This window comes from Paraburkholderia phosphatilytica (assembly GCF_003443895.1).
GTDB classification, from domain to species: domain Bacteria; phylum Pseudomonadota; class Gammaproteobacteria; order Burkholderiales; family Burkholderiaceae; genus Paraburkholderia; species Paraburkholderia phosphatilytica.
Genome location: NZ_QQOA01000038.1, coordinates 1 through 21,696, shown reverse-complemented (window position 1 = coordinate 21,696; position 21,696 = coordinate 1). Strand labels below are relative to the sequence as shown.

General features: G+C 54.7%; 13 protein-coding genes. 5 read left to right on the top strand and 8 right to left on the bottom strand.

What is annotated here, in order from left to right; all coding sequences use genetic code 11:
* The first annotated feature begins 1,092 nt into the window (after positions 1-1,092).
* The 4 genes from DVS29_RS29040 to DVS29_RS37050 are packed head-to-tail and all read left to right on the top strand — an operon-like array spanning position 1,093 to position 5,929.
* Positions 1,093-1,902 carry a DNA adenine methylase gene (locus DVS29_RS29040; RefSeq protein ID WP_118183989.1) on the top strand — a complete coding sequence of 270 codons (810 nt, stop codon included), beginning with the start codon at positions 1,093-1,095 and terminating at the stop codon, positions 1,900-1,902.
* Entirely contained in the window at positions 1,874-3,100 is a 1,227-nt protein-coding gene (locus DVS29_RS29035; RefSeq protein ID WP_164708013.1) for a metallophosphoesterase family protein, read from the top strand. The genes DVS29_RS29040 and DVS29_RS29035 overlap by 29 nt, the downstream gene beginning before the upstream one ends.
* Positions 3,097-4,965 (top strand): ORC-CDC6 family AAA ATPase, encoded by a 1,869-nt coding sequence (locus tag DVS29_RS29030; RefSeq protein WP_124800729.1) that lies wholly within the window; start codon positions 3,097-3,099, stop codon positions 4,963-4,965. Before DVS29_RS29035 ends, DVS29_RS29030 begins: the two co-directional genes overlap by 4 nt.
* A gap of 1 nt (position 4,966) precedes the next feature.
* Positions 4,967-5,929 (top strand): hypothetical protein, encoded by a 963-nt coding sequence (locus DVS29_RS37050; protein ID WP_124800728.1) that lies wholly within the window; start codon positions 4,967-4,969, stop codon positions 5,927-5,929.
* A gap of 442 nt (positions 5,930-6,371) precedes the next feature.
* Here DVS29_RS37050 and DVS29_RS29020 read toward each other — a convergent pair whose 3' ends face one another.
* From DVS29_RS29020 to DVS29_RS29010, 3 genes are all read right to left on the bottom strand, one after another.
* Positions 6,372-7,535, bottom strand: coding sequence for an SIR2 family protein (locus DVS29_RS29020; protein ID WP_118183985.1), 1,164 nt, complete (start codon positions 7,533-7,535; stop codon positions 6,372-6,374).
* A gap of 103 nt (positions 7,536-7,638) precedes the next feature.
* Complete coding sequence (locus DVS29_RS29015; protein ID WP_338069350.1) at positions 7,639-8,175, bottom strand: H-NS family nucleoid-associated regulatory protein; 537 nt, start codon at positions 8,173-8,175, stop codon at positions 7,639-7,641.
* 449 nt (positions 8,176-8,624) lie between these two features.
* On the bottom strand, positions 8,625-12,239 hold the full coding sequence (locus DVS29_RS29010; RefSeq protein WP_164708012.1) for an NACHT domain-containing protein: 3,615 nt from the start codon (positions 12,237-12,239) through the stop codon (positions 8,625-8,627).
* A 729-nt stretch (positions 12,240-12,968) separates the two neighbouring features.
* Between DVS29_RS29010 and DVS29_RS38365 the strand changes: the two genes are divergently transcribed.
* On the top strand, positions 12,969-13,427 hold the full coding sequence (locus DVS29_RS38365; protein WP_118183982.1) for a RusA family crossover junction endodeoxyribonuclease: 459 nt from the start codon (positions 12,969-12,971) through the stop codon (positions 13,425-13,427).
* 743 nt (positions 13,428-14,170) lie between these two features.
* Here DVS29_RS38365 and DVS29_RS37045 read toward each other — a convergent pair.
* The 5 genes from DVS29_RS37045 to DVS29_RS37980 form a co-directional block, all read right to left on the bottom strand.
* Entirely contained in the window at positions 14,171-14,413 is a 243-nt protein-coding gene (locus tag DVS29_RS37045) for a hypothetical protein (protein ID WP_124800727.1), read from the bottom strand.
* Positions 14,414-14,901: 488 nt separating this feature from the next.
* Positions 14,902-18,288: a DEAD/DEAH box helicase family protein gene (locus DVS29_RS29000; protein ID WP_118183981.1), complete on the bottom strand. Its 3,387-nt coding sequence runs from the start codon at positions 18,286-18,288 to the stop codon at positions 14,902-14,904.
* Entirely contained in the window at positions 18,285-19,490 is a 1,206-nt protein-coding gene (locus DVS29_RS28995; RefSeq protein ID WP_118183980.1) for a restriction endonuclease subunit S, read from the bottom strand. The genes DVS29_RS29000 and DVS29_RS28995 overlap by 4 nt, the downstream gene beginning before the upstream one ends.
* The gene (locus DVS29_RS28990; RefSeq protein ID WP_118183979.1) at positions 19,490-21,028 is read right to left on the bottom strand and encodes a type I restriction-modification system subunit M; all 1,539 of its coding nucleotides are present in this window, start codon (positions 21,026-21,028) and stop codon (positions 19,490-19,492) included. Before DVS29_RS28990 ends, DVS29_RS28995 begins: the two co-directional genes overlap by 1 nt.
* Complete coding sequence (locus DVS29_RS37980) at positions 21,022-21,219, bottom strand: type I restriction-modification system subunit M N-terminal domain-containing protein (RefSeq protein ID WP_240655834.1); 198 nt, start codon at positions 21,217-21,219, stop codon at positions 21,022-21,024. The genes DVS29_RS28990 and DVS29_RS37980 overlap by 7 nt, the downstream gene beginning before the upstream one ends.
* Positions 21,220-21,696 lie beyond the last annotated feature (477 nt).

The following is a 21,696-nucleotide window of genomic DNA, read 5'->3' as shown; positions in this document are numbered from 1 at the left end:
GGTCTGAGCGTCAATCATAGGGTTGTTCTTCAGCCTGCCTTCCGCTGCCTTCGCTGCTCCTCGCGTGTGCTCCGGACCAATGTACTGAAAGCGATTCCGCCAGCGACAGCATCGCCAAACTCACGCACAGCGGCTTCGTTTGTCGCCAGAGCATCGTAGTCGGGGTGACTAGGTTTGCTGCTCTTGCGAATGCGCTTCTTTGCAGATAGACGCACGGCGCCCATCGCCTCGGAAGGATTCCAACCGGCGACCGCCGTTAGTGCCCTCCTGTCTGACACCGGCAAAAACGCTGAATCTGGCGAAGTCGGTGCCGGTGGAGTGAGTGGGCGGCTGCCCGTTCTCCATGTGCTAAGTTGCATTAATTCCGGTTACAGCCCCCTCGATTTGATTTCGGTTACGGGGGGCTGACCTAACGCGGAGCCTTGTCCCACAAGGCGTAACCAGAACTATTGTCAAAGGGACGCTGGAGCCATTTCCAGCGTCTTCTTTTTTTTGCGATTGCCTTAAGAATTTTGGAAATTGCATTGCGCGAACATGCGCGACTCCGGCCTCGCCACGACCATCCACTGACCTGAGCCATCAAGACACAGGGGGCGCAGCCACCTCCGAGTCAATGGCCAGCGCCGTTTTGCTCCAGTTGCACTCGTTCCGCCAACTCTTCGTAAAACGGCTTATAAATTTCTTAGAGGTGCGCAGGTAGCGCTGGCCCCAGATAAGGCTTCTCGTTCAGGAGTTCCGAAAGCGAGAGCGGCCCACAAGTTACAAGCTATCAAGTAGCTTTCATTTGCTGTGCCTGGGGCGGCGTCATGGCGTCCGTTTATCCTCGCGCCCCGCGAACACCGCAGTTTCTACTCGCAACATCCCCGACCAAACGGTGCGCGCCCCCCGCTTGTGCCTGCACGTGGGACGCCAGACATCCATTCGATAGCCGCCCCCGGAGCGGCGCGCTGACAAACTCAAGTCTACGCCGGCTACCCTAATCCCGCTGACACTCGGCCACACTTGGCCAACCTGTTGAAGGGGTCAATGGTCTGCAAATACGAAGACGTATAGTCTAAAATCGCGTATCTACACTAACCACAAACGCGCGAGATGACTTCCGACATTGCGATGCGGCCCGTGCTCCGCTGGGCGGGAAGTAAGCGCCAAATTTTGCCGAAACTGACGGGCCTAGCGCCCGAAATCAAGGGGCGATACATCGAACCGTTTTGTGGGTCGGCCTGCTTGTTCTTGGCACTTCATCCGAACAGTGCAGTTTTGGGTGACGTCAATCCTCACCTCATCGCCACCTACACCGCTTTACGTGATGACCCGGACGCGGTTTCGGCCATCCTGTCGCGCTGGCCCGCCGATAAAGAGACATATCTTTCGCTTCGCGCGGACTTCGGTCGTGGCGACGAAGCGCACCAAGCGGCTCGTTTCCTCTATCTGAATCGGTACTGCTTCAACGGTGTCTATCGCGAGAATCTGCGTGGGCAATTCAACGTGCCGTACGGTGGTTATCGCACGGGGCCGATGCCGAACATCGACGAGCTGCGCGATTTTTCAGCGAGGCTGCAATGCGCGGAGCTATATTGCGGCGACTTTGTCGGCGCGATTGAAGACGCGACAGCTGATGATTTCATCTACCTCGACCCGCCCTACTACTACGGCGGGGCGCGCAATCGAGGCGAATACGGCTGGAATGCCTTCGCAGACGCGGACGTCGAACGGCTCATCGACGCTATTGCAGCAGCGTCGGACCGCGGCGCCCGCATCCTCGTTTCGTACAATCGAGCGCATGTTCTCCAGAAGGCGCTTCCAGGTTGGATTTTGACTTACGCTCCTGTGCGTAGAAGCGTCGCGGGGTTCGCGAACGGGCGACGTTCAGTGCGTGAGTATCAGCTTCGCAATTATCAGTAGCCGCAGGGCCGCGACCTTGAAAACCGTCAAATTCGCCATCTTGAGCGACCTACACGCCGCGCCGCGGAGCAGCGACCCGAAGAAAACCGAGGTCAAGCTCTATTCCGACGGCGACGGATTTGGGCGGCACGATAACCCGCTCGCATCGCTGCACGAACTGATTGCGCGGGAGCAGCTTACGGCTGACTTCGTGGTCTGCCCAGGGGACATGACGAATCGCGCGGACCCGGGTGCGCTTCGCTTCGTATGGGCACAGCTGCACAAGCTGCGTGAGATGCTCGGCGCGAAGGAGGTGATTGCGACGGTGGGCAACCACGATGTCGACTCCCGTGGCAACGAAGTCGGCACCATCCCCCGTGAAGCTCTCATGCGGCTCACTCCGCGGTTCCCCATCGCAACCCCTGCACTCGCCGACCACTTCTGGGCGCACGGCTTCTACATCACGACGATTGATGGCGTTCGCTTTCTGGTTCTCAATTCATCGTTCCTGCATGAGCATCGTAACGAACTCGATAAAGGGGCGGTCACCGGATACACGCTGGAGTTGATTGGCCGCGAGTTGGAGCAGATGCCCGAAGCGATGCTCAACGTAGCCGTCTGCCATCACCATCCTCATGTGCACAGCGAGCTCGGACTCGGGCCAGACATCATGATTAACGGGAAAGAGCTGCTGGATGCGCTGTCGAATCATGGCTCTTGGCTCGTCATCCACGGGCATAAGCACCATCCGAAAGTCGAGATTGCGCAAGGCGACTTTCGCCAGCCTGTCGTCCTTGCCTGCGGAAGCTTTTCCGGTCGTATTGAGGGCGAAAATGCGACCATCTCGCACAACTACTTCCACATGCTGGAAGCTGGTGCTTTCGGAGAAGACCACGACTTACGCGGCGTCATCCAATCGTACAGTTGGGCGACCGGCATTGGCTGGCAAGACTACGGCACAGCGAACAAGTTTTTTCCCAGCAGAGTCGGCTTTGGCTGTAGCACGCCACCTCTTCAACTCGCGCGCGAGGTCGACCGAATCATGGGGACGCGCCCCTTCATGTCATGGGCTGATGTCGTAGCATCTGTACCTGATTTGGCGCACTTGTTGCCGCGAGCGTTGAAAGCGGTACACGACCAATTGAGTTCGCGGTATCAAATTAGCATTACTTGCGCTGACAACGGGCTGCCTGCCCAACTTGGCAGGAGGCCGGAATGATGAACACGAATCGCGCTGAATTCTCGTTGAATGCGGAAGCGTTCAACGCAAAATACCTGGCCGCCAGTGAGGTTGCCGATGGTTTTGTTTATTCTTCGCACTTCGAACGTTTGGCTGGTGACTATCACGCGGTACTTGTTGGACCACGTGGTAGTGGAAAGACCACTCTCCTGAAGATGCTTCAGCCAGCAGCCTTAGCTGCATGGACGGGCTCTCACTCAGAGAAATTCCGTCAGGCCATTCGCTACACGGGTGTTTTTATTGCGTCCGATATTAGTTGGTCAAAGCAACTGAATTCGCTCGGCTATGGAAAACTGAGTCAACAGAATCATCGAATTCTTGTACTGGCGTGCTTCACGACACACGTCATACATGCCGTTCTTGAGGCGATGGCTAACCGCCTTCATTCGAAACACGAGTACCGCAAGGTTTCCTTGAGTGGTGACCAGGAAAGCCTTTTGGTCCGCGAGCTTGCCTCTGTTTTGCGCGTTAAGCCAGAAATCTCGAGCTTGCTGTCCGTTCGCCAGTCGATACGCAACAGGCTGTCAGACATCCGTGTGTTGGCAAACGCATGCAGTCTGCTGACCGATGCTCAGTGCTCCGAGCGTCTTTCGACGATTGATTTTCTGCATCTCGACTTTCTCGACGTTGCCTCCAACATTTGCACGATGTTCAATGAGACTGTCGGGGAGACTGGTGCGACATGGAGTTTGCTGTTTGATGAACTAGAGACGGCTCCCGAGTGGATTATCGAACAGCTGTTCTCCGCTGTACGCTCTTCCGACCCGAAGCTGTTTCTAAAATTGGCTATCAGTCCAGTTTCCTCGACTGCTTTCCGCGCGCTTTTCAAGCAGGACGGTGCGGTTCATCGAAATGACCACGAGCAAATTAGGTTGTGGTACTCCGACCGTGCCGACTCGAAGGCATTCTGCCGTGCGCTTTGGAACTCTCTGACTCAGAAGCATGGGTTGAACATCACAGCAGAAGAGGCTCTCGGCCGCTCGGTCTTCGAACCTAGAGACAATCGCTCAGTTCGGCGTCGTAGCCCGTATAGTACGGGAGAGCCGTGGCACGATATTTTTACGAGATTGCAGAAGAAAGATAAGTCGTTTGTGAGCTTTCTCAAATCTAAAAATATTGACCTTGATGCAGCCGAGACTCTTTGGCTCAACAAGCGCGATGACGTATTGCGCAAGGCTGCACCTGTAGCTGCTGTGCGAGACTTCTATATCCACGAGTCTAGGCGAGGAGTGGTAACTGCACGTCAGCGCAAAACGTTGGAGTTGTATGCTGGCGCGGACTCAATCTTCGCAATCACGGAAGGCAATCCACGTTGGTTCATAGGTCTCGCGTCACCATTGATTAACTTCCTGGTGGCGAGCCAAGGACGTAAAAAGGTACCTAATTCCGAGCAGGCCAAAGAAATCGACGCAGCCGCCGACCGTCTTCTCGCACTCATGAAGACTATACCTGTTGAGCGGGAGAATCTTCGTGGCGACGAAGTTGCTCTTGATGCGTTGCTTGAAGACATCGGCACGAAGCTGCATGCTGAGCTAGTCGAAGAACCGTTTAGCATCGACCCGGCACTGACCTTCGTTGTCGACGAAGACACTCCACCAGGAACCCGCGAGTTGCTGGCATCTGCAGTCAACCGAGGAGCAGTTGTGCTTGTCGACGAGTCTTCAACGAAGGCAATTCTCGATGGGATGCTCAACGCAAAATTGAGATTGAGTTTCCTTCTTGCTGCGAAGTACGGACTCTTGCTGCGAAAGGGAAAAGCAGTGAGGCTCTCGAATATTTTAAGACCGCGGCGCCCGTCATCAGCGCAGGCGGAACAGGGAAAACTTTCCTTTGACGCGGACTGAAATGCTGAAGCTATCATCTGTCCATGGAGTTGGAGCTCAAAGTGCTTCGTACACGAGTGCGTTAATCGTAGCTTGTGGCTACGAGGGAAGAGCACGTGCGTCGGCTGAGCACTTTACGCGGGGCGATACGACGAAGTTAGCGTTTGGGTTCACCTCTCAGCAAGAGCTTGAGTACGCAGCCAATAAAGACTGGTTTCTTCAGCACGATTTCGACGTCGTCGAAGTCGAGGACACCGGGTTTCGACTGGCACTTGAGGAGAAGCTGACACAACTTTGCTATCCCGAAGGTAGAGCACATTTTGAAATCGACATCTCGTGCTTCAATCGGCTTCGACTTGCGCATATCGTTGATGTATTGCGGTCGCTCCCACTGGAGGAAGTCAGCGCTACGTTTCGCTATTCAATAGCCTGTTTTACAGCGCCGAGTGAAGATGCAATTCCGACCGTTACTGTACAGCCGGTGATTCCACAGTTCGCGGGCTGGACGACGAGGCCGGACCGACCACCAGCAGCAGTGGTTGGGCTCGGTTATGAGCCCAACAAGGCCATCGGAATAGTGGACCTGCTTGAAATCAACAATGCGACGTGGGCTTACTATCCTCTTGGACCTGTCAACGAATACCACGACGAGGTACTTCGTTCGAACGAATCATTGCTGAATATGATTCGCTTGGATGGGCGTTGCTTGCCGTATGACCTGCAGCAACCCGCTCAGCTGTTTCATGAAATGAATTCTCTCGTGGACATGCTGAAGAGGCATTTCAATCCAGTTTTGATTCCGTTTGGTCCCAAGCTTTTCGCTCTTGTATCCCTACTTGTCGCAACCGTCCACGACGATGTTGGAGTCTGGCGAGTAAGCAGTGGAGCTCTAGAGCGCCCTGTGAATCGTATTCCTTCCGGCCATTTCATTTCGATATACGTCGACTTCAAAGCTGAATTGGTTCAGTCAGAACAAGGCGCCTAAGGCATAGCTAGTGTTAGATTCATGAGGAAGTTGTCTTCCATTGAGATAAACAAGCGCGGTCTTGTGCACAAGATTTCCGAGTTCTGCTCTTGAACTCCTATTCCACGTCGTACCGGACGCACCGTATCCGGCAAACGAGCTGTCGCAATGTTTAACTGAAATCAAAAGGAAGCCGCCGAAAGTATCGAGTCAAAAGAGGTTTCAACGCCTGTAGGAGATATCGCAAAATCGTATCGGTTGAGGATGGTGGTGCGTCGAATACTAGAAAAAATTTGCTCGCTATGGTAGGCGCGATTCGAAACGGCCTCGGATGACAAAAGTGGGGCGCGCCGTATCTAGTCGTGCCGGTGATAATGACTCGACCAAATAGTATGCAATCGTTGGCGGTCGCCGCCGAAGACGGGCACCCGCCGCGAAATCGCGTCGTTCGACAATAACCTTGCTATTTCGTTAGAGACTTGTATCGCTTGACAACAAGGCTGCACCAGTCCGCGAATGACCCGCTATAGGGTATAACGCGCAGCCCATGCATTTCTCCTACGTGCGGGAACACACTGTTCACCTTCTGCATCTGCGCTGACTCGTCGCTCTTGTCAACATAGAAGAGAATTTTATCGGACCCGTCGGCCCTATCCTCGGCAAACTGTTTGAGGATAAGCCTGACCAACGCATCCTCTTCAGGCATGCTGTAGCCGACGACTATCAGGATACGTGTCTCCTGGAGCAGACGTACTACTTTGGGAAACAGAGCGTGGAAGTACTTTTGAGTGTAGTCCTGCTCCCGGGACGCTAGCATCAACTGCGGTGGATTGGCTCGCAACTCAACTTTAGACTTGCTATTCCTGTAATCAAACTCGAATTCGTCACCATTCTTGAACACCTCAAATCCGCCGTTGATTTTCAGAAGATTGCTTACCAACCAGTTGTCGTGAATGGTCACGTCCGGTCTTCGTCCGCTGTATCGCGTCGGCGTAATTCCGCGGTAAGTATAAAGCGAGTAGCTGTCGTCATCCCCGAGGTCATTATCGAGTATTGCTTCGAGAACGTAATCATAGTTCGTGGAAACGTAGTTGGCACGGAGACCTTGTGGGATTCCTTGAGAACCATCGCCCGACTGTCTGACTATATTGAACATCTTAAGAATGGCTTTCTGCTCTCTCGTGGGCGGTGCAGAAAGGAGAAGCTTTTGCTCTTCACCTTCATAAAATAGCGGCGACGTAGCTTCGAATTTCTCCCGCACAAGGTATCTCAGATGACGTTCGACCATATCGAGGTTCTGGTCATCAATGTATCGTGGGCGGATGGCAGGATATTTCCGCATCATGCCAATTTGATAAACGATGTCCTTGAACAAAGACGCCGTAATCTCTAGGTCGAACGTCTGGTAGTTGTTTAGCTTGAGATATTCTTCTAGAGCCTCACCATGGCGACTCCACTCATCGTGAGCAAAGGTGAACAGCGCGTCACCCACAGGGAAGCAAGGGTCCCAAGACTTTGAGAAACCCGCGCCCGTGAAGAATGTGAGATTCGTGAGCGGTATGTCGACTTCAGGACTCGGTCTCGCAGCGGCTAGGAGTTGTGCGAACTGCTCGGGTGACTCATGCATATGGCGTTTTCTTCGTTGTTTTGAATTGTCACCATCTTACCTAGACCTGGCTGTCAGTGTCTCGGATACGATGACCTCCGGTTCGAGCGCCTTGGTGCCGTTGTTAGGTGGCGAACTCAGTGGAACCAAACAATCGCTGCTCCACCTGGCACCTGACTACTACGTTTAGGTCGTCAACTTGGCGCCTGACTCGACTGCGGCCACCGGAGCCGGCACGGCCACGCTTTGTCGCCGCGCCTTCTTGGCAACTGCCTTTTTTGGCCGAAGGCTTCGCCTGCGTCGAAGCACTCATATTGGCCGCCGCGCCGGCAGCATCAATCAGAAACTTGCTGCGGTCTTTCGCACCTGCCAACCACGCAGGCGCCGGACCACGTCCGCTCCAGCTCGCACCCGTCTTAGGGTCGCGATATTTGGCCGGCTGCGGACCTTTCGGCGGACCCTTAGTGGAAGTCATACCAACTGCCTCCGAGGTTTTCTTCACCGCAACCTTCGCCTTGCTCACGGCACCTGCATTCGTCGCAACAACAGCTTTAACACCGCTTGCAATCAGAAACTTGGTGCGGTCCTTGACGTTTGCAAGCCACGCCGGCGCGCGGCCACGCCCACTCCATGTCGCGCCCGACTTCGGGTCCTGGTACATCGCCGGTTGCTGCCCACGGACATAGTTGCCAGCAGCCTTCGCATTGCTTGCAGGAGCTGTCTTCCCGGTTGCCGTACTTCCGCCAACCAAGAACTTGTCGCGGTTCTTCGCCGAAGCAATCCAACCTGGCGCACGGCCGTGCCCACGCTGTATCGTTCGACCGAGCCATCGGCAAGCACCGCGGGAAAATGCCGCTTCCGGTTACAACTATCACTGGGAACACTTCTCCGCGTCTCTCCAACTCCAGAATATGGGCGCTGGATATATCTCTTACTCGCAAAACTGGCTTGGCGATAAAAGCTTTCCACGGCGCACCAGTTCGCGCTGCCTCCAACGTACCCGTCAAGCGGAGTTTTGCCGCCAAACGCGGTCTTTGGGCACTGTCCTTGCCATAGCTCCTACGCGATTCGATTTCAGAACGAAGCGTCCCACGCCTCCACTAACTTTCTCTACCCCACCATTGACACCGCCTCCAGAGTCCTAACCTGAAGGTGACCGTCTACGACCTCAACCTTCAAGCCGAATCGACCCGCGAGTGGCTCAAGCAAATCCACGACCGGTCCCGCCAGACTGGAATCTTGGAATAACCCGTGAAGTGAAACTAGCAAATCTACGGCGTCCCTCGTTCCTATGGCAGCAATCATGAATAAAGCTGACCACGCTCCGTTGAAACTGCAACGAGACGCAATTGACTCCAAGACCGACAATTCAAGCAACTGTTGCCGCTCTAGGAGGCTTCTGAGAGCGTTGCCGATGACATCACTCTCTTCCCATTTTTCGGAGGAAGTATCGAGACTTTCGAGTAATTGAGTTATCCGACATCCAAGTTTGAGGATTCCCTCGTCCGTACCTAAATGTAACAAACTCTCACCCAGTCTGACCCGGTCGCACAAGGAGTAGTCGCCCAACTCATCCCAACTTTCGATTAACCGGCGAAGATATGAGATTCCGGGGTGCCACGGCGCTGGGACAACGGCACCGCTGCCGAAGCTCATCATTTCAAACTTTGAGGTCATACCGAGAACGACACCCGATGCGAGATGCACTCGGTCCTTCGGTCCAAGAGCGCGGTTCGTGAGCGCGGACACTGCACGTTGAACTAACACGTCCGACCGATGAAACCCAAATACTGACAAAGCTGCATGAACGATGTCCAAAGGGTAGTTTGAGAATCCATCGACGAGCTCGCTCATGGCGGATTCGTCACCGTGTTGCGCAGCAAATACTTTCGCGACTAGTCGAAGCTCCTCATCGATGGATAGGTCACTACATATTTGCAATAGCACCTGAGGCAATGTTTCATTGTCTGCTCTATTGACGATTGTGGTTATTAGGTCGATTCGTTGATTCTTCGTTAAGTCGTCGCGCAAGAGCAAGCGAAACACCCGCTCGGTCGAATTCTGCATTTTCAGGATGGCGGGGATTGCGTCCGAAAGCAATCTGGGCGTTGCCACTAACGTTTCAACAAGTGGCTCCACGCGCGCGTCCAGTGGCTGTGGCCCAAGACAAAACGCGCTAATTCGAATCCGATGCGGGAGCGCTTCATCCAAGGCAACTGCCAACCTCGCGCTCTCGGATATCTGTGCACCGTCGAGGTGCCCGATTAGGTAGGCGAGCGTCTCTGTGAGTGCGGCGTTCTGCTTTGATTGCTCTTTCTCTTCAACCTCGACGGGTGGAAGATGCTGTATATAGAGGCGCAGAGCGTCATCACCTAGCTCATCGACCGCGCCTTGTAGCTCGCTCAGATTCCAAAGGTGTTCGACGTCACCCGCGAGCAATTGCATTAATACGCTCTTTGTAAGCTCTTTATCGTGGGCACGAGCAACAATCTTCCCCGCGCCATCATGCAGGAGGTTTCTCCTATGTAGCAGCTCTTTCACCGGCGCCGTCAACGGTTGAGAGAATGTGTCTGCAAGCAGTTCCCCGATTTGTCCTCTAAGCCGCCACGAGGAACGAAGCCACGCTGAGGCGAGCCTCTTCACGACCTCGTTCCAAGCGGCTTCGCTGACTGCCATACCGTTGGATATGCAGCGCGCGAGAAGGCGTAGATTCGTGTGGAACACGTCGTCACGAACGGAAAGCAATGAAGAAACGATGCGCGATGGCGAGGGGTGCTGTTCGAGCACGAACTGCAGTGTCTGGGCCCACGGCCTCTTGATTGCCAAAGCGAGTCGCGCGGGCACATCACTTTCCTTTACCGCGAGCATAAAGCACGATGCCAAATACTCTTGAACAATAGGAAACGGAAACACATACTGGCGAACTGTCCTACGGAGGATGCCGCATCTGACAAGCCGTTCAATTGTCGCCTGTACATTGATTGACGAAGATATTCTTCGAATGGTGAGCTGCAGGCCACGGTCACCGACACCGATTTCGTCGCGTTCCAAAGCCTCGAACGCTATCTCCTCCGCGATAGTCCGAACGTCAATCGGGTCGAGCGAATCGACTTCGCCGACCTTAAATTGTTCTGGGTTGAAGAGCAGGCCCAAGTAGGTTTCTAGCAATTGGGTTCTGCGGGAAGGCAACTCATCCGGATTTTTGAGTATCGCGAGAAGGAGTGCCAGAAACAGCGGTATCCGCGTAAGGCGGCGAAAATCGGGCCGAGCCGCCATTTGATGCGAGATGCGTTCTGCCAATCCTTGCGCATCAGGCTTGTAAAAGTGCACGTGTTGAACGACATCATCATCGTCCAATGCAACCAGCTCTATCATGGTTGCCTCTGCCAAAACTGAGAGTGCTGCGGCGTCTCGAACCGTTAGGAGCCGTGACGTAGAGGGGTATCTAAGACTGAACGTTCTCAGTCGCTCCAAAATGACCGTTCGTCGCGAAGAAGAAATCTCGTCCAACCCATCCAGCAACAGGACAAGAAGCCCGCTCTCGGCAGCCCGTAACCAATTGATGTGGACTTCATGCTCAGCATTGATGTCCTCAATAAGATAGTTTGAGATTGTCTTATCCAGTCTGGACAACTCAGGAATCGAAACGACGACGGGCAACTGCCCGGCAGATGCAATCCGTGCAGCAAGTGCCTTTGTGAGCACGCTCTTGCCAAAACCTGGACCGGCGACTATGACGACGCGATGGAAGCCGTCGGTTGGAAATAAGCTGACATCCACATTCTCCGCGAGTTGTGTGGAGGTATAAGTCGCGATGTCGTCGTCAAAATCCGAGCGCCTCGTCCTCTCGTAGCGTGTTGCCCTCGGCCAGACAAAATTTTCGTTTATCGGTACGACAACATCAGTTCCTGGTATCTCGATTACCGCTCTGCCTTTGACGATACCTCGGTAAATTTCCGCACCCCAATCAGCAGGCTCGTCGATTATTACCCCAAGGTCGAGCAAGCGAGCTCGGAGGGTCGTAGCATGAAAGCGCTCTCGAAAGCGAGACCCGCCGCCTACCAGGTCCCGTAGCCTGCCAAGGAGAGAGTCTGCCGGAGCGGAGGCCAGTGGCATCCAGAGCGGAGCGTAGTCGCGCTCGACGGTGTCCTGCGGAATGACCTCGACGTCAGTGCGCGAAAAGATGCGACGGCAGAGTTCATCGGCATCCTCCACAGCGTCTTCTGTTTGTGCTGAGAGTACCTCGACGATGGAATCGAAAATTTCTCTTTGCCGCACTGTGAGGCGACCGACATACTCTTCATGGGTCGCCGCACTGTTCGTCCGTTCACAACACGCGCGCAAATTCTCCGAAAGTGCCGAGTAGGTGCCCAGAACCAATCGAAGCCTGTCTTCAGGACCGAACTCCGGCGCGCGGAGCTCTGCGGCGAAGCTCTGCCACACTCCGTCCCACGTCAATGTCCCGACTTGAATTGTGAGTTTGGCTTGAATGAACCGTTGGCTACCGTCCCCCAACTGGACGACGATGTCGTCGACGTGCTCAGGCGCCTCGACGCGCACGCTGGTGACACGCTCTCCCGCTGGCCGCTCACGCAAATCGAGCAAACGGCCAAGGTGAAGCGCCGCTATCGTGTTCTGGTAGAAGATGCCGGCCTGCGTAGTCGGACCACCTGGCTCTGCCATTGATGCCTCTCGGAAATCTAAATTTTGAAAGTCGAGCCACATCATAAAATCCGGACCCGACCTGCGTCCAGCTTGCGAAAACTGAAATTGGACTATGATGGGTGCAGTGCCCGCCGAAGATGCCCGCTGTGGCCCGCGAGTTGGAGCCAATCAGCGACAGTGTGAGCGTCGTCTTGGTCGCCGGTCATGTTTGGCGGCTTTACACGTCCAAGCCTCCACATCGACGGATGTGGCACCGATGCCTTACAGGAAAGCACCTCGGAAGGAACAACGGCCACCTCATCTGACGTGGCCGTTGCTTGTTCATTCTAGGCAATAATGCCCTGTGCCTGGACGACGGTCGGTACCCATCTACAATTGCAGGCGCGGACTCTTGAGCACCTTATTATGTCGACTGAGCTTACGCATCAGGAAACACAGGGGAAGAGATATGGTCCCCATCTCTGCCTGCATACTCAAAATGAAATGAATGTGCATGAGGCCAACATATGAGGCAACGCGCACCCCCGTCACATTATCCGCAAGCCATCGGGGCAATCTGGACCACAGGCTCGACGCCCTCAAAGGTAAATCCATTGGTCAGGCGCCGCTGAATCAGCCTGAGCAGCTCGGCCTTCAGCACATGACCTTCATGAGAAGCGATGTAGCCGATTTGCAAGAGGACCCAGGTCTCGAATCAGCGGACCAACGAGGGTAGCTCTGTAACTGCAGAGTGTTCTGCTTGACTTCTTTGCATCTCCACTCATATCAACGAAAGAAGGCCATCCATCGATGCAGCTTCCATTCGAAATTCTAGTTTTAGGACGCCCCGCGTCAGTGAACGATTCAAGCAAGAAAAGAGCTTGGAAGCGGAACGTGCGTAAAACGGCACGACTAGAGAAACTGCTCAACCGACCGATTGCTGACATAGGAAAGGTAGTGACTGGTGAAACCATGGCAAAAATATTTTGGTTTCCTCCGAGCAATTCGTACGCCGACGTCGACAATGGCGTGAAGTGGACCATAGACGCCTTAAATAAAGTTGTCTTCGACAACGACAAGCATATTCAGCGCGTGGTTGCACATCGCCTCAAGGACACTCCAGGGTCATCCTTCGTCGTCCAAGGGTCCAACGCGGCGGTACTTCTTGAAGCAATACGACACCAAACGGGTCTAGTAAACGGAACTCGTGAATTCGCAACGGCCATAAAGATTGAGTCATATTCTCCGACCGGAGGTGTCTGGTGGTAACTCGAGCGTTAAGTGAACGAGCTCAGCTTGAACTGATTAGGCTGGAGTATGAAAGCAAAGGATATGATGTTCGCCTGGAAGAGCGTCTCCAATTTAGGGGACGCACATTCATTCCGGACGGTATTGCGCGACGCAGAGCTCTTCCGGATGAGCCCGCAAGACGCATAGCTCAGGATGAGGCCGCAAAGCGTGGCGATGAAGAGACCATTGTCATCGAGCTCGTAAACTCTTCGTCAAACGTATATGACAGGGATGCCAGGACCAGCTTTTTAGCAGCCTTTTTCGCCGCAGAACCGTCTTGGAAGCTCGATATCCGCTATATAGATAACCCGTCGATTGTGGAAGAAAGAGCGACTCTAGGCGTCGAACGTAGCTGGAAATCGTCGGGAGAAATTGTACGGGGTCAACCAACCCCCTCGTTGAAGGACCTAAAGACGAGAAAACGAGCAATCGACAAGCCTACTTCCGTTGCGCCCGAATACCTGCGGATTTGGTCGTATCTCACGCAAACGCTTCGCTTTTGGGAACGGAAGTACTATCGGGAGGGGTACTCAGAGTCCCCTCTCTCCGCAATCTGGCTCGCGTTCGTAGAAGGCCCTGGACGCCGCATTCAGGAGAAGGGGCCTCAACCCGACTTTCCGCAATTCGAGGACTATGCCCAAATCGCATTACAGGGAGGGATTCTGGATAAGGATGTAGTCGCTGAGATATGGACCTTTTATCTCGCCGTACATAGAGCCGTCTCATCGATACGTGTCGGCTAGTAATAATTTCGACGGAAAGTTTGTGACGTCGCGCATCATGGAAGGGCTGTGACTATCGCCTGCCACGATTTTGTCGCACAGATTTACTGCGAAGGTGACGAGGTCATCATCGCCAAAGTGCAGCATTTCTTCGGCAAGCAGGCCCGCCATACCGACGAGGACCTTCCAATCTTCAGATAGCGCCGGCGCGAGACATCCACTCGCTATCTTCGGGCCGAGCATTTTCGTCGGGCAGACGCGTGGTTTGAAATGCCCGAGCCATGCACGCTCTGCTGCGTTCCCACTATCGTTTTTCTACACGGCGGCATCACCAGCCCCCTGAAGTGCTCGTAAATAGTCTTATGGCCCGATTCATGATAAGCCGACGCACGCAATTCTAATGAGGCTAACGTGAGAAATTTATGGTTCTGCGCCTCCCGATAGCGTTGGCTAATGCGTTTGTTGTACAAGCCGCCTAAAACGAACAACGGCCACCTCAGTTGAGGCGGCCGTTGTTCTCTCAGCTTTTGCAACAATTATAGGTCGGGCCATCGACCAGTTCCTCGCATCGTTCCGTGTTCCGGTCGGGCCAATAAAAATTCCCAGCGAAACCTTTTTCCGCAGCAGCGCTTCTTGCTGAATGCCGCGTTTATGGCGCTCAATATGGCGGCCGCAAATCGGGCTGGCTACGGCTCACCAGCAGCATGCGCGCTAGTGTGCACGTTGTCGATTTAAGCAACTGCTCGTTCTCGAATTTCCGCCAGAACGCGCACTATTTGCGTCACCGTTGCTTCGGGAAACACCCCGAACGGCCCCTGTGCATTGATGTCAGTGAACGGCGATTCGAAGAGTCGACCGGCCTCCATGACGCCGTTCTGCATCAGCTCCTGAACAATCAGGTCGATGAATTCGATTTGGTCCGCTGTTGCTGTGGTTCTCTGAATAAAGGTGCTGAAAGCGGCAGCGGCCGCTTCACGGTCAAGACCGACCAGGGAGCGGATAAAGATACCAAGACCATGGCTCTTCGCTTTGGCCTCGTTGATGAGCGCAGGCGTGCCGCCCGCTTCGACCAGCATGCGCTCCAGCTCCTCCAGGTCAGACGGCGTCAACGGCTGGTTTCGTCGCAGACGTTGCAACGACAGATGGGATTCATGCTCTCGGAGAAACTGACGCGCTTTCTCCCGGAACTTTTGCATGTTTAGTCCCGCCATCACTTGGGGCAACTCGATGAAGCCGATGTCTCCGAGTTCGTCCTCGAAGCTGGTGTAAACAATCCGCTTCTGCCCTTTCGGAATCAACCTGACCAGGGCCCGGAGACGTCGCCGGACAGTCTCCAGCATCGGGACCGTCACATCTTGCCACCACTCTTCGCCAGCAACTGCCTGGATGAGTTCAGCTTCTGCCTTGATAGCGGGAATCGCCATCTGCTCCTCGAGCGCGCTGGCAATGGCCTGAATCTTTTCCCGAAGGCCAGGGAACGACGGCGCAGCCTGCAGAACGGCCAACTGGGTTCGTAAAACCAGAATATCAAAACGCTTTGCCTCTTCATCCTCGTCGGCCTGCTCGGACGGAAGTGCAGCTACATGGGCATTCAGCTCATGAACCTGCTCGTCACCGAGCGAGCTCCAAGCTTCGCCGACAGCATATCGCTCGACGTATTGCCGATGTGGACGGACTACAAAATTATCCAGATTCATCGCAGCAACACGCTCCTGCAGCAGCGTAGCCGTGTCGCCACGGAGCTTTTCGACGGTCAGCTCACCATCTGCAGCATCGTCCGTCTCATCTTTAAGCCGCTTATCAAGCTCCACTAGCATTTCGACCCGCGACCTGAACAGTCGAGTGGTGAGAGATTCGGCAGTCGCCCCTTCCGAGACCTTCGGGTTCTGGCTGAAGAATTCGAGGTTCTGGCAGAAATCGAAAACGAAAAAATCCTTCTTGTCCTGCCCGGGGCCAAACAGGTCCTTGCACAGGCGGGTGCCGCGTCCCAGCATTTGCCAGAACTTGGTATTCGAGCGCACGACCTTGAAGAACACCAGATTCACGACCTCCGGCACATCGATACCCGTATCCAGCATGTCGACGGAAATAGCGATATGAGGCGCCTTGTCCTTGTCTGAGAAATCGTCGATGAGCGACTGTGCGTACTCGGTTTTGTAAGTCACCACACGGGCAAACTTCCCCTTGTAGTGGGGATAGTTCACGTTGAAACGCTCGGCGATGAAATCGGCGTGGTCGTTGTTCTTGGCGAAGATGATGGTCTTGCCAAGACGGTCACCACCCGCAACCTTGTGACCCAGTTGCATCAACACCTCGAGCGCCTTGTCGACAGTATCGGTGTTGAACAGCCATTTGTTCAGGTCTTCCGAGCCGACTTCATCAGGCGCTGTGCCTTCGTCGTTCCAGTCCTTTTCGTCCCATTCCTCTTTTTCTTCCTCCGACAGGTCGTTATATTTGATGCCCTGGCGCTGGAATTTGAGCGGAACAGATACGGCAACGGGTGGGACGAGATAACCCTCAGTCACGGCATCATCCAGGCCATAGGCATCGGTTGGAACACCGGGTTCGAGGTCAAAGAGGCCATAGGTATTCTTGTCGATTTCGTCGCGCGGGGTGGCAGTCAGTCCCACGAGCATCGAATCGAAGTATCGGAAAATCGCGCGGTACTTCTGGTACACCGAACGGTGCGCCTCATCGATGATGACTAGGTCGAAGTAGCCCACTCCGAAGCGACGGTTGCCGTCAAAGGCCTCGTCAATGAGCTTCATCATCGTGGGGTACGTGGACACGTACACACGGCCATCCGTGTTCTTCTCGGTCACCAGGTTGACAGGCGACGATGACGGAAGATGTGTCTTGAACGCGTTCACTGCCTGGTTGACCAGCGCCACGCGGTCGGCCAGGAAGAGAATCCGCTTTGCCCAGTTCGCCCGCATCAGCACGTCTGCGAGGGCAATTACCGTTCTCGTTTTGCCCGAGCCGGTTGCCATAACGAGAAGGGATTTGCGCAGGTTTTCTTTCTCGAATGTCTCCCCGACGCGCCGGACCGCGCGGGTCTGGTAATGGCGCTCGATGATGTCTCCATCAATCAGCGTCTCGCCCAGCTTCTTGCGACTGGACCGGCGCTGGACCAGAAGTTCCAGCTCATCCTTCTTGTAGAAACCCTGCACCTCGCGTGGCGGATAGAAGTGGTCATCCCACATCCAGTGCTCGTAGCCATTCGAGTAAAAAATGACGGGGCGTTGCCCATACATCTTCTCAAGGCAGTCGGCATAGTGCTTCACCTGCTGCTGGCCGAGCGTGGCGCTCTTCGTGGTCCGCTTGGCCTCGATGACCATGAGGGGCTTGCCGTCATCGCTCCAGAGCACGTAATCGGCATAGCCCACGCCTTGTCCGTTCGGCATGCCGGTAACCTCGACCTCGAAATTTTTGACCGGGTCGAGAGTCCATCCGGCTTCCTTTAGTAGGAGGTCGATATAAGCCTTGCGGGTCTCGGCTTCAGAGTAGTCGTGGGTGTCTGGCTGGACGGTATTGGCAGCCTTGGCGGCAGCTATCTCAGCACGCAGCCGCTCCAGTTCGTCCTTGGTCTGCTCGTGGTCGGCACGCAGCGCGGACAGGTTGTCGTCGCGCTGCTGGAGCTCCTGAGTCAGCTTCTGGAGCTGGGCCTGCGTTTGCTGGGGCGCGGCCGAAGCGGCAGGAATCAGGTCAATGGAAAAGGACTTGCCCGGCTCTGGCCGGGAACGGCGCCCGTAGGTGCGTGCAACCCAATAGCAGAAATGGAAGAGCTCGCGAATTGCGTTCAGCGCATCCGATTGCGAAAGTTTCTTTTGGCTGTGGGCGGCCTCGTTGCCAAGGTCCTTGATGAGCTGGGCCTTGATGAACACCGCCTGCCCAACGCCGTTGCGGAACGTGGCCTCGTAAATGTAGGCACTGAGCGTGTGTTGGTACGGTTGCTTCAGGGTGCTGTCGTGGGAATACAGCCAGGCGACCGCGAGCTCTAGGCATCTGCGAGCATAGATGCAGGCGACCCGCGGGTCGCCATTGACTGCGCCTTCCGCCTTGCGTGCATCTTCATAGAGGAAGGACCACTCGGGTTGGAGGAAGGCGAAGTTGCTCAATTACATTGCCCCCAAAATGCTTTTGCCTGAAGCGAGGAAAATAGATTGTCAGCTTCTTTGCGCGCCTCGTTATGAAGCTCAATGACGCTCCCCAACTGCGTCACTCGCTCCTGAAACCTCTTCTGCAATTCGAGCTCTGGAACTTGAATTTCGAGTCCCTTCAATTTCGTTACATTTATTCCCGGCATTACAGCACCGCTACTAACCATCGAAATTTGTCGTTCGACATCCCGGCTGTGGTGGAGCTGATGAGCAATAAACTCCGGAAGGCATTTTTTGGGGTCGACGCGAATACGCAACAAATCTGAGTGCATCACCCCTGACTCGAAATGCTCTGGGTAGACAGCACAATTTCCAATTGTTCCTTTTCGTGTCATGACTATATCGCGGGGCTCAATGGAATACTGAGCCAACCGTTTTGCGGTTTCCGGAGTGAGAAATTCTACGGTTGGGCGCTCAAATTTTGCGTTAACATTTCGAATTCCCCAAAGCGGAACCCCCTCCTCGCGGAATTCACTCGCAGAGAGTTGAGTACCAAAAGGACCACATCGAATATCATCCGCCTTGGCACATAGGTCAATAAGCGATTTTTTTAGCCAACGCCCAGAATTTGTAGCTGGGTCCCCAAACATATCGACGAAAATCGACTGCGCCATGCTATCCAGCAGCGCAAGTACTTCCTTCCGCTTCGCGCGCAACTCGTCGGCCTTATCGAGAATGGCAGCGATGCGTCTTTGTTGCGCAAGTGGGGGGATTCGGATTGAAAGTGACTCCAAAAATGTACGGGGAACGCGCCGCTGACCCGCACTCCCGGTCATCCTCTTTTCGCCTTCAAGTAAAACCTCTTTTGTGCGGAGGAAGTGAGCGAGATAGCGGGCGTCAAGCTTTTCCGCATTGGGACGAATTACATGAAACTCGGTGGACCCAAATCCAAACTTCTGGCGGAGCTTGACTTGTGCAATTTTCCCATTTTCAAAGCAAGGGGTAATTTTGGCGACCAACACGTCGCCGTCCACGAAATTTGTATACCCTTTTTGCACTTCAAAATATGGGTAGGCCTCTCCCGGAATAGCCACCGATGCTTCCGCGTCGATTCCCGCCATCGGAAGAAAATCAACCAATTCATTCGGCAGTGGCAAGCTCTTTCCGATTCTGGGATTCAGGGCGGCAACGTCGCCAAGCGCGACCACAAGGGACTGCATCACTTGAGCATCTCCTCAAGCTCAGCCATTCCGGCCTGAATGTCGGCCTCAAGTGCTTTCAGCTTTGCCAGAATTTCGTGTGGTGGCAGGTGCTCAACTTCCTCGTGTACCACTTCCTTGTATCGGTTAATGGACAGGTCGTGGCCTTGCGCAGCGATTTCGGCCTTGGGTACCACGAAGCTCTGGGATGTACGTGACCGCTCCCGTTCTGTTCCATTCCTCTGTTGCCAGCGCGCTAGCACATCGGGGAGATTGTTTTTGGCGTGCTCCGCCTCGGTTAGCGCCTGAGTTGGCATCACACCCAGTTTGTCCTCGTCGAGAAGCGGCTGGCGCTTGTCATCGAGACTCCAGCCGTCGGCTTCCATGTCATAGAACCAGACGTTATCTGTGCCACCGGAATCAGTCTTCGTGAACAACAGGACGGCGGTGGATACACCCGCGTAGGGCTTGAATGCCCCCGCCGGCAGCGAAATCACGCCATCGAGTTTCTGGTCTTCGACGATGGTCCGACGTAGTTCCTTGTGGGCTTTCGATGAGCCGAACAGCACGCCGTCCGGCACGATGACGGCGGCACGGCCACCTGGCTTCAGAAGTCGCAGGAACAGCGCCAAGAAAAGCAGTTCCGTTTTCTTTGTCTTGACGATGGCCAGCAGGTCTTTGGCCGTGTTCTCGTAGTCAAGAGAGCCGGCGAACGGGGGATTGGCCAGGATGAGCGAATACTTCTGCTCGTCATCGGCATGGTCCTGCGCCAGCGAGTCCTTGTACTGGATGTCTGGATTCTCAACCCCATGCAGCACCATGTTCATGTTGCCGATGCGAAGCATGGTGTTGTCGAAGTCGTAGCCGTGGAACATGCCGTTGTGGAAATGCTCGCGACGGCCCGCATTGCTTAGGAGTTTCGGATACGTTTTCCGCAGGTACTCACTGGCTGCGGCCAGGAAACCGCAGGTGCCACTGGCCGGGTCGCAGATGACATCATCTGCATTCGGCTCGGTCAGCGCGACCATCAGCTTGATGATATGGCGCGGCGTGCGGAACTGGCCATTTTGGCCGGCGCTCGCAATCTTGCCGAGCATGTACTCGTAGACATCGCCTTTGGTATCCAGGTCGTCCATCTGGACATGGTCGAGCATGTCGACGACCTTGGCGAGCAGGCCCGGCGTCGGGATGGTGAAGCGCGCATCCTTCATGTGATGGGCATAGGTCGTGTCCTGACCACCCAGCACGCGCAGGAATGGAAACACGTGCTCGCCGACAACCCTGTACATCTCCGGCGCCGCAAAATTCTTGAACCGCGACCACCGAAGGTCACTGTATTTCCGGCCTTTCTCGTCCTTGCCGTGCGGAAAAATTCGGGTGACCTGAGGCCTACCTGTGACGACGGCTTTCTGCTCTTCCAGCGTATGCATCTCGTCGAGACGGCGGATAAACAGGAGGTAGGTGATTTGTTCCATCACCTCCAGCGGATTTGAAATTCCACCGGACCAGAACGAGTCCCAGATGGCGTTGATTTGGCTTCGGATTTCGCCGGTCAGCATGCTCGATTACCTTGAAATTTGTTTATTGCTGTGTGCGACGCGACGGAGATTTTTGCGCAGAAGAAGCGTTTGAGGAAGAGGAGGCCAAGGTTGTAATTCTTGAAATCGGAGGAGTCAATGAAGCCGCGCAGGACGTTCGCGGATTGCCAGAGCCAACTTTGCAGGGTTTCGGGTATCAATTGATTGGCCATCGGAGTAGTTCAGTTCTGAAGATGCGGCTCGTTCGACCATAAAAATTGCGCCAGAATCTCGTGGTCGTGCTTCTTTCGCATGACCTCGACGCCTGGCGCCAGTGGACATTCGTATATCGCTCATTGAGCAAACTGCGAACTAGTAGTCTTTGGGCTGAATTTTACCTGCGGCGCCGCGATAGACGACGAAATTCGCGTGGGATGGGACGACGTGACAGGGACGTCGCATCATTTGCTCACCCAGCTTGAAAATCCTCCGTGCGTCCACTGGGGGAGGTGGGCGTCGGTGCGAGGCCAGCGTGCTATTTAATGTACGACCTGTCGATGCTTTACGAATCACTTTCGGTGCCCGACCCTATTTATGAGAGGGTTCGACGTGGGGTAAGCGCTAAATCTGCCACACGTCGTAAGGTCCGACGTTACCGGGTAACATGTTTCGAATCGATTGTTACCGGGTAACGAAGGAGATGCGAGATG

What these genes read in the sequence shown, in the direction of transcription:
- DVS29_RS29040 (WP_118183989.1), top strand. Translation starts at nt 1,093, where the DNA reads ATGACTTCCGACATTGCGATGCGGCCCGTGCTCCGCTGGGCGGGAAGT.
- DVS29_RS29030 (WP_124800729.1), top strand. Translation starts at nt 3,097, where the DNA reads ATGATGAACACGAATCGCGCTGAATTCTCGTTGAATGCGGAAGCGTTC.
- DVS29_RS37050 (WP_124800728.1), top strand. Translation starts at nt 4,967, where the DNA reads ATGCTGAAGCTATCATCTGTCCATGGAGTTGGAGCTCAAAGTGCTTCG.
- DVS29_RS29020 (WP_118183985.1), bottom strand. Translation starts at nt 7,535, where the DNA reads ATGCATGAGTCACCCGAGCAGTTCGCACAACTCCTAGCCGCTGCGAGA.
- DVS29_RS29015 (WP_338069350.1), bottom strand. Translation starts at nt 8,175, where the DNA reads ATGTACCAGGACCCGAAGTCGGGCGCGACATGGAGTGGGCGTGGCCGC.
- DVS29_RS29010 (WP_164708012.1), bottom strand. Translation starts at nt 12,239, where the DNA reads ATGTGGCTCGACTTTCAAAATTTAGATTTCCGAGAGGCATCAATGGCA.
- DVS29_RS38365 (WP_118183982.1), top strand. Translation starts at nt 12,969, where the DNA reads ATGCAGCTTCCATTCGAAATTCTAGTTTTAGGACGCCCCGCGTCAGTG.
- DVS29_RS37045 (WP_124800727.1), bottom strand. Translation starts at nt 14,413, where the DNA reads ATGCTCGGCCCGAAGATAGCGAGTGGATGTCTCGCGCCGGCGCTATCT.
- DVS29_RS28995 (WP_118183980.1), bottom strand. Translation starts at nt 19,490, where the DNA reads ATGCAGTCCCTTGTGGTCGCGCTTGGCGACGTTGCCGCCCTGAATCCC.
- DVS29_RS28990 (WP_118183979.1), bottom strand. Translation starts at nt 21,028, where the DNA reads ATGCTGACCGGCGAAATCCGAAGCCAAATCAACGCCATCTGGGACTCG.
- DVS29_RS37980 (WP_240655834.1), bottom strand. Translation starts at nt 21,219, where the DNA reads ATGGCCAATCAATTGATACCCGAAACCCTGCAAAGTTGGCTCTGGCAA.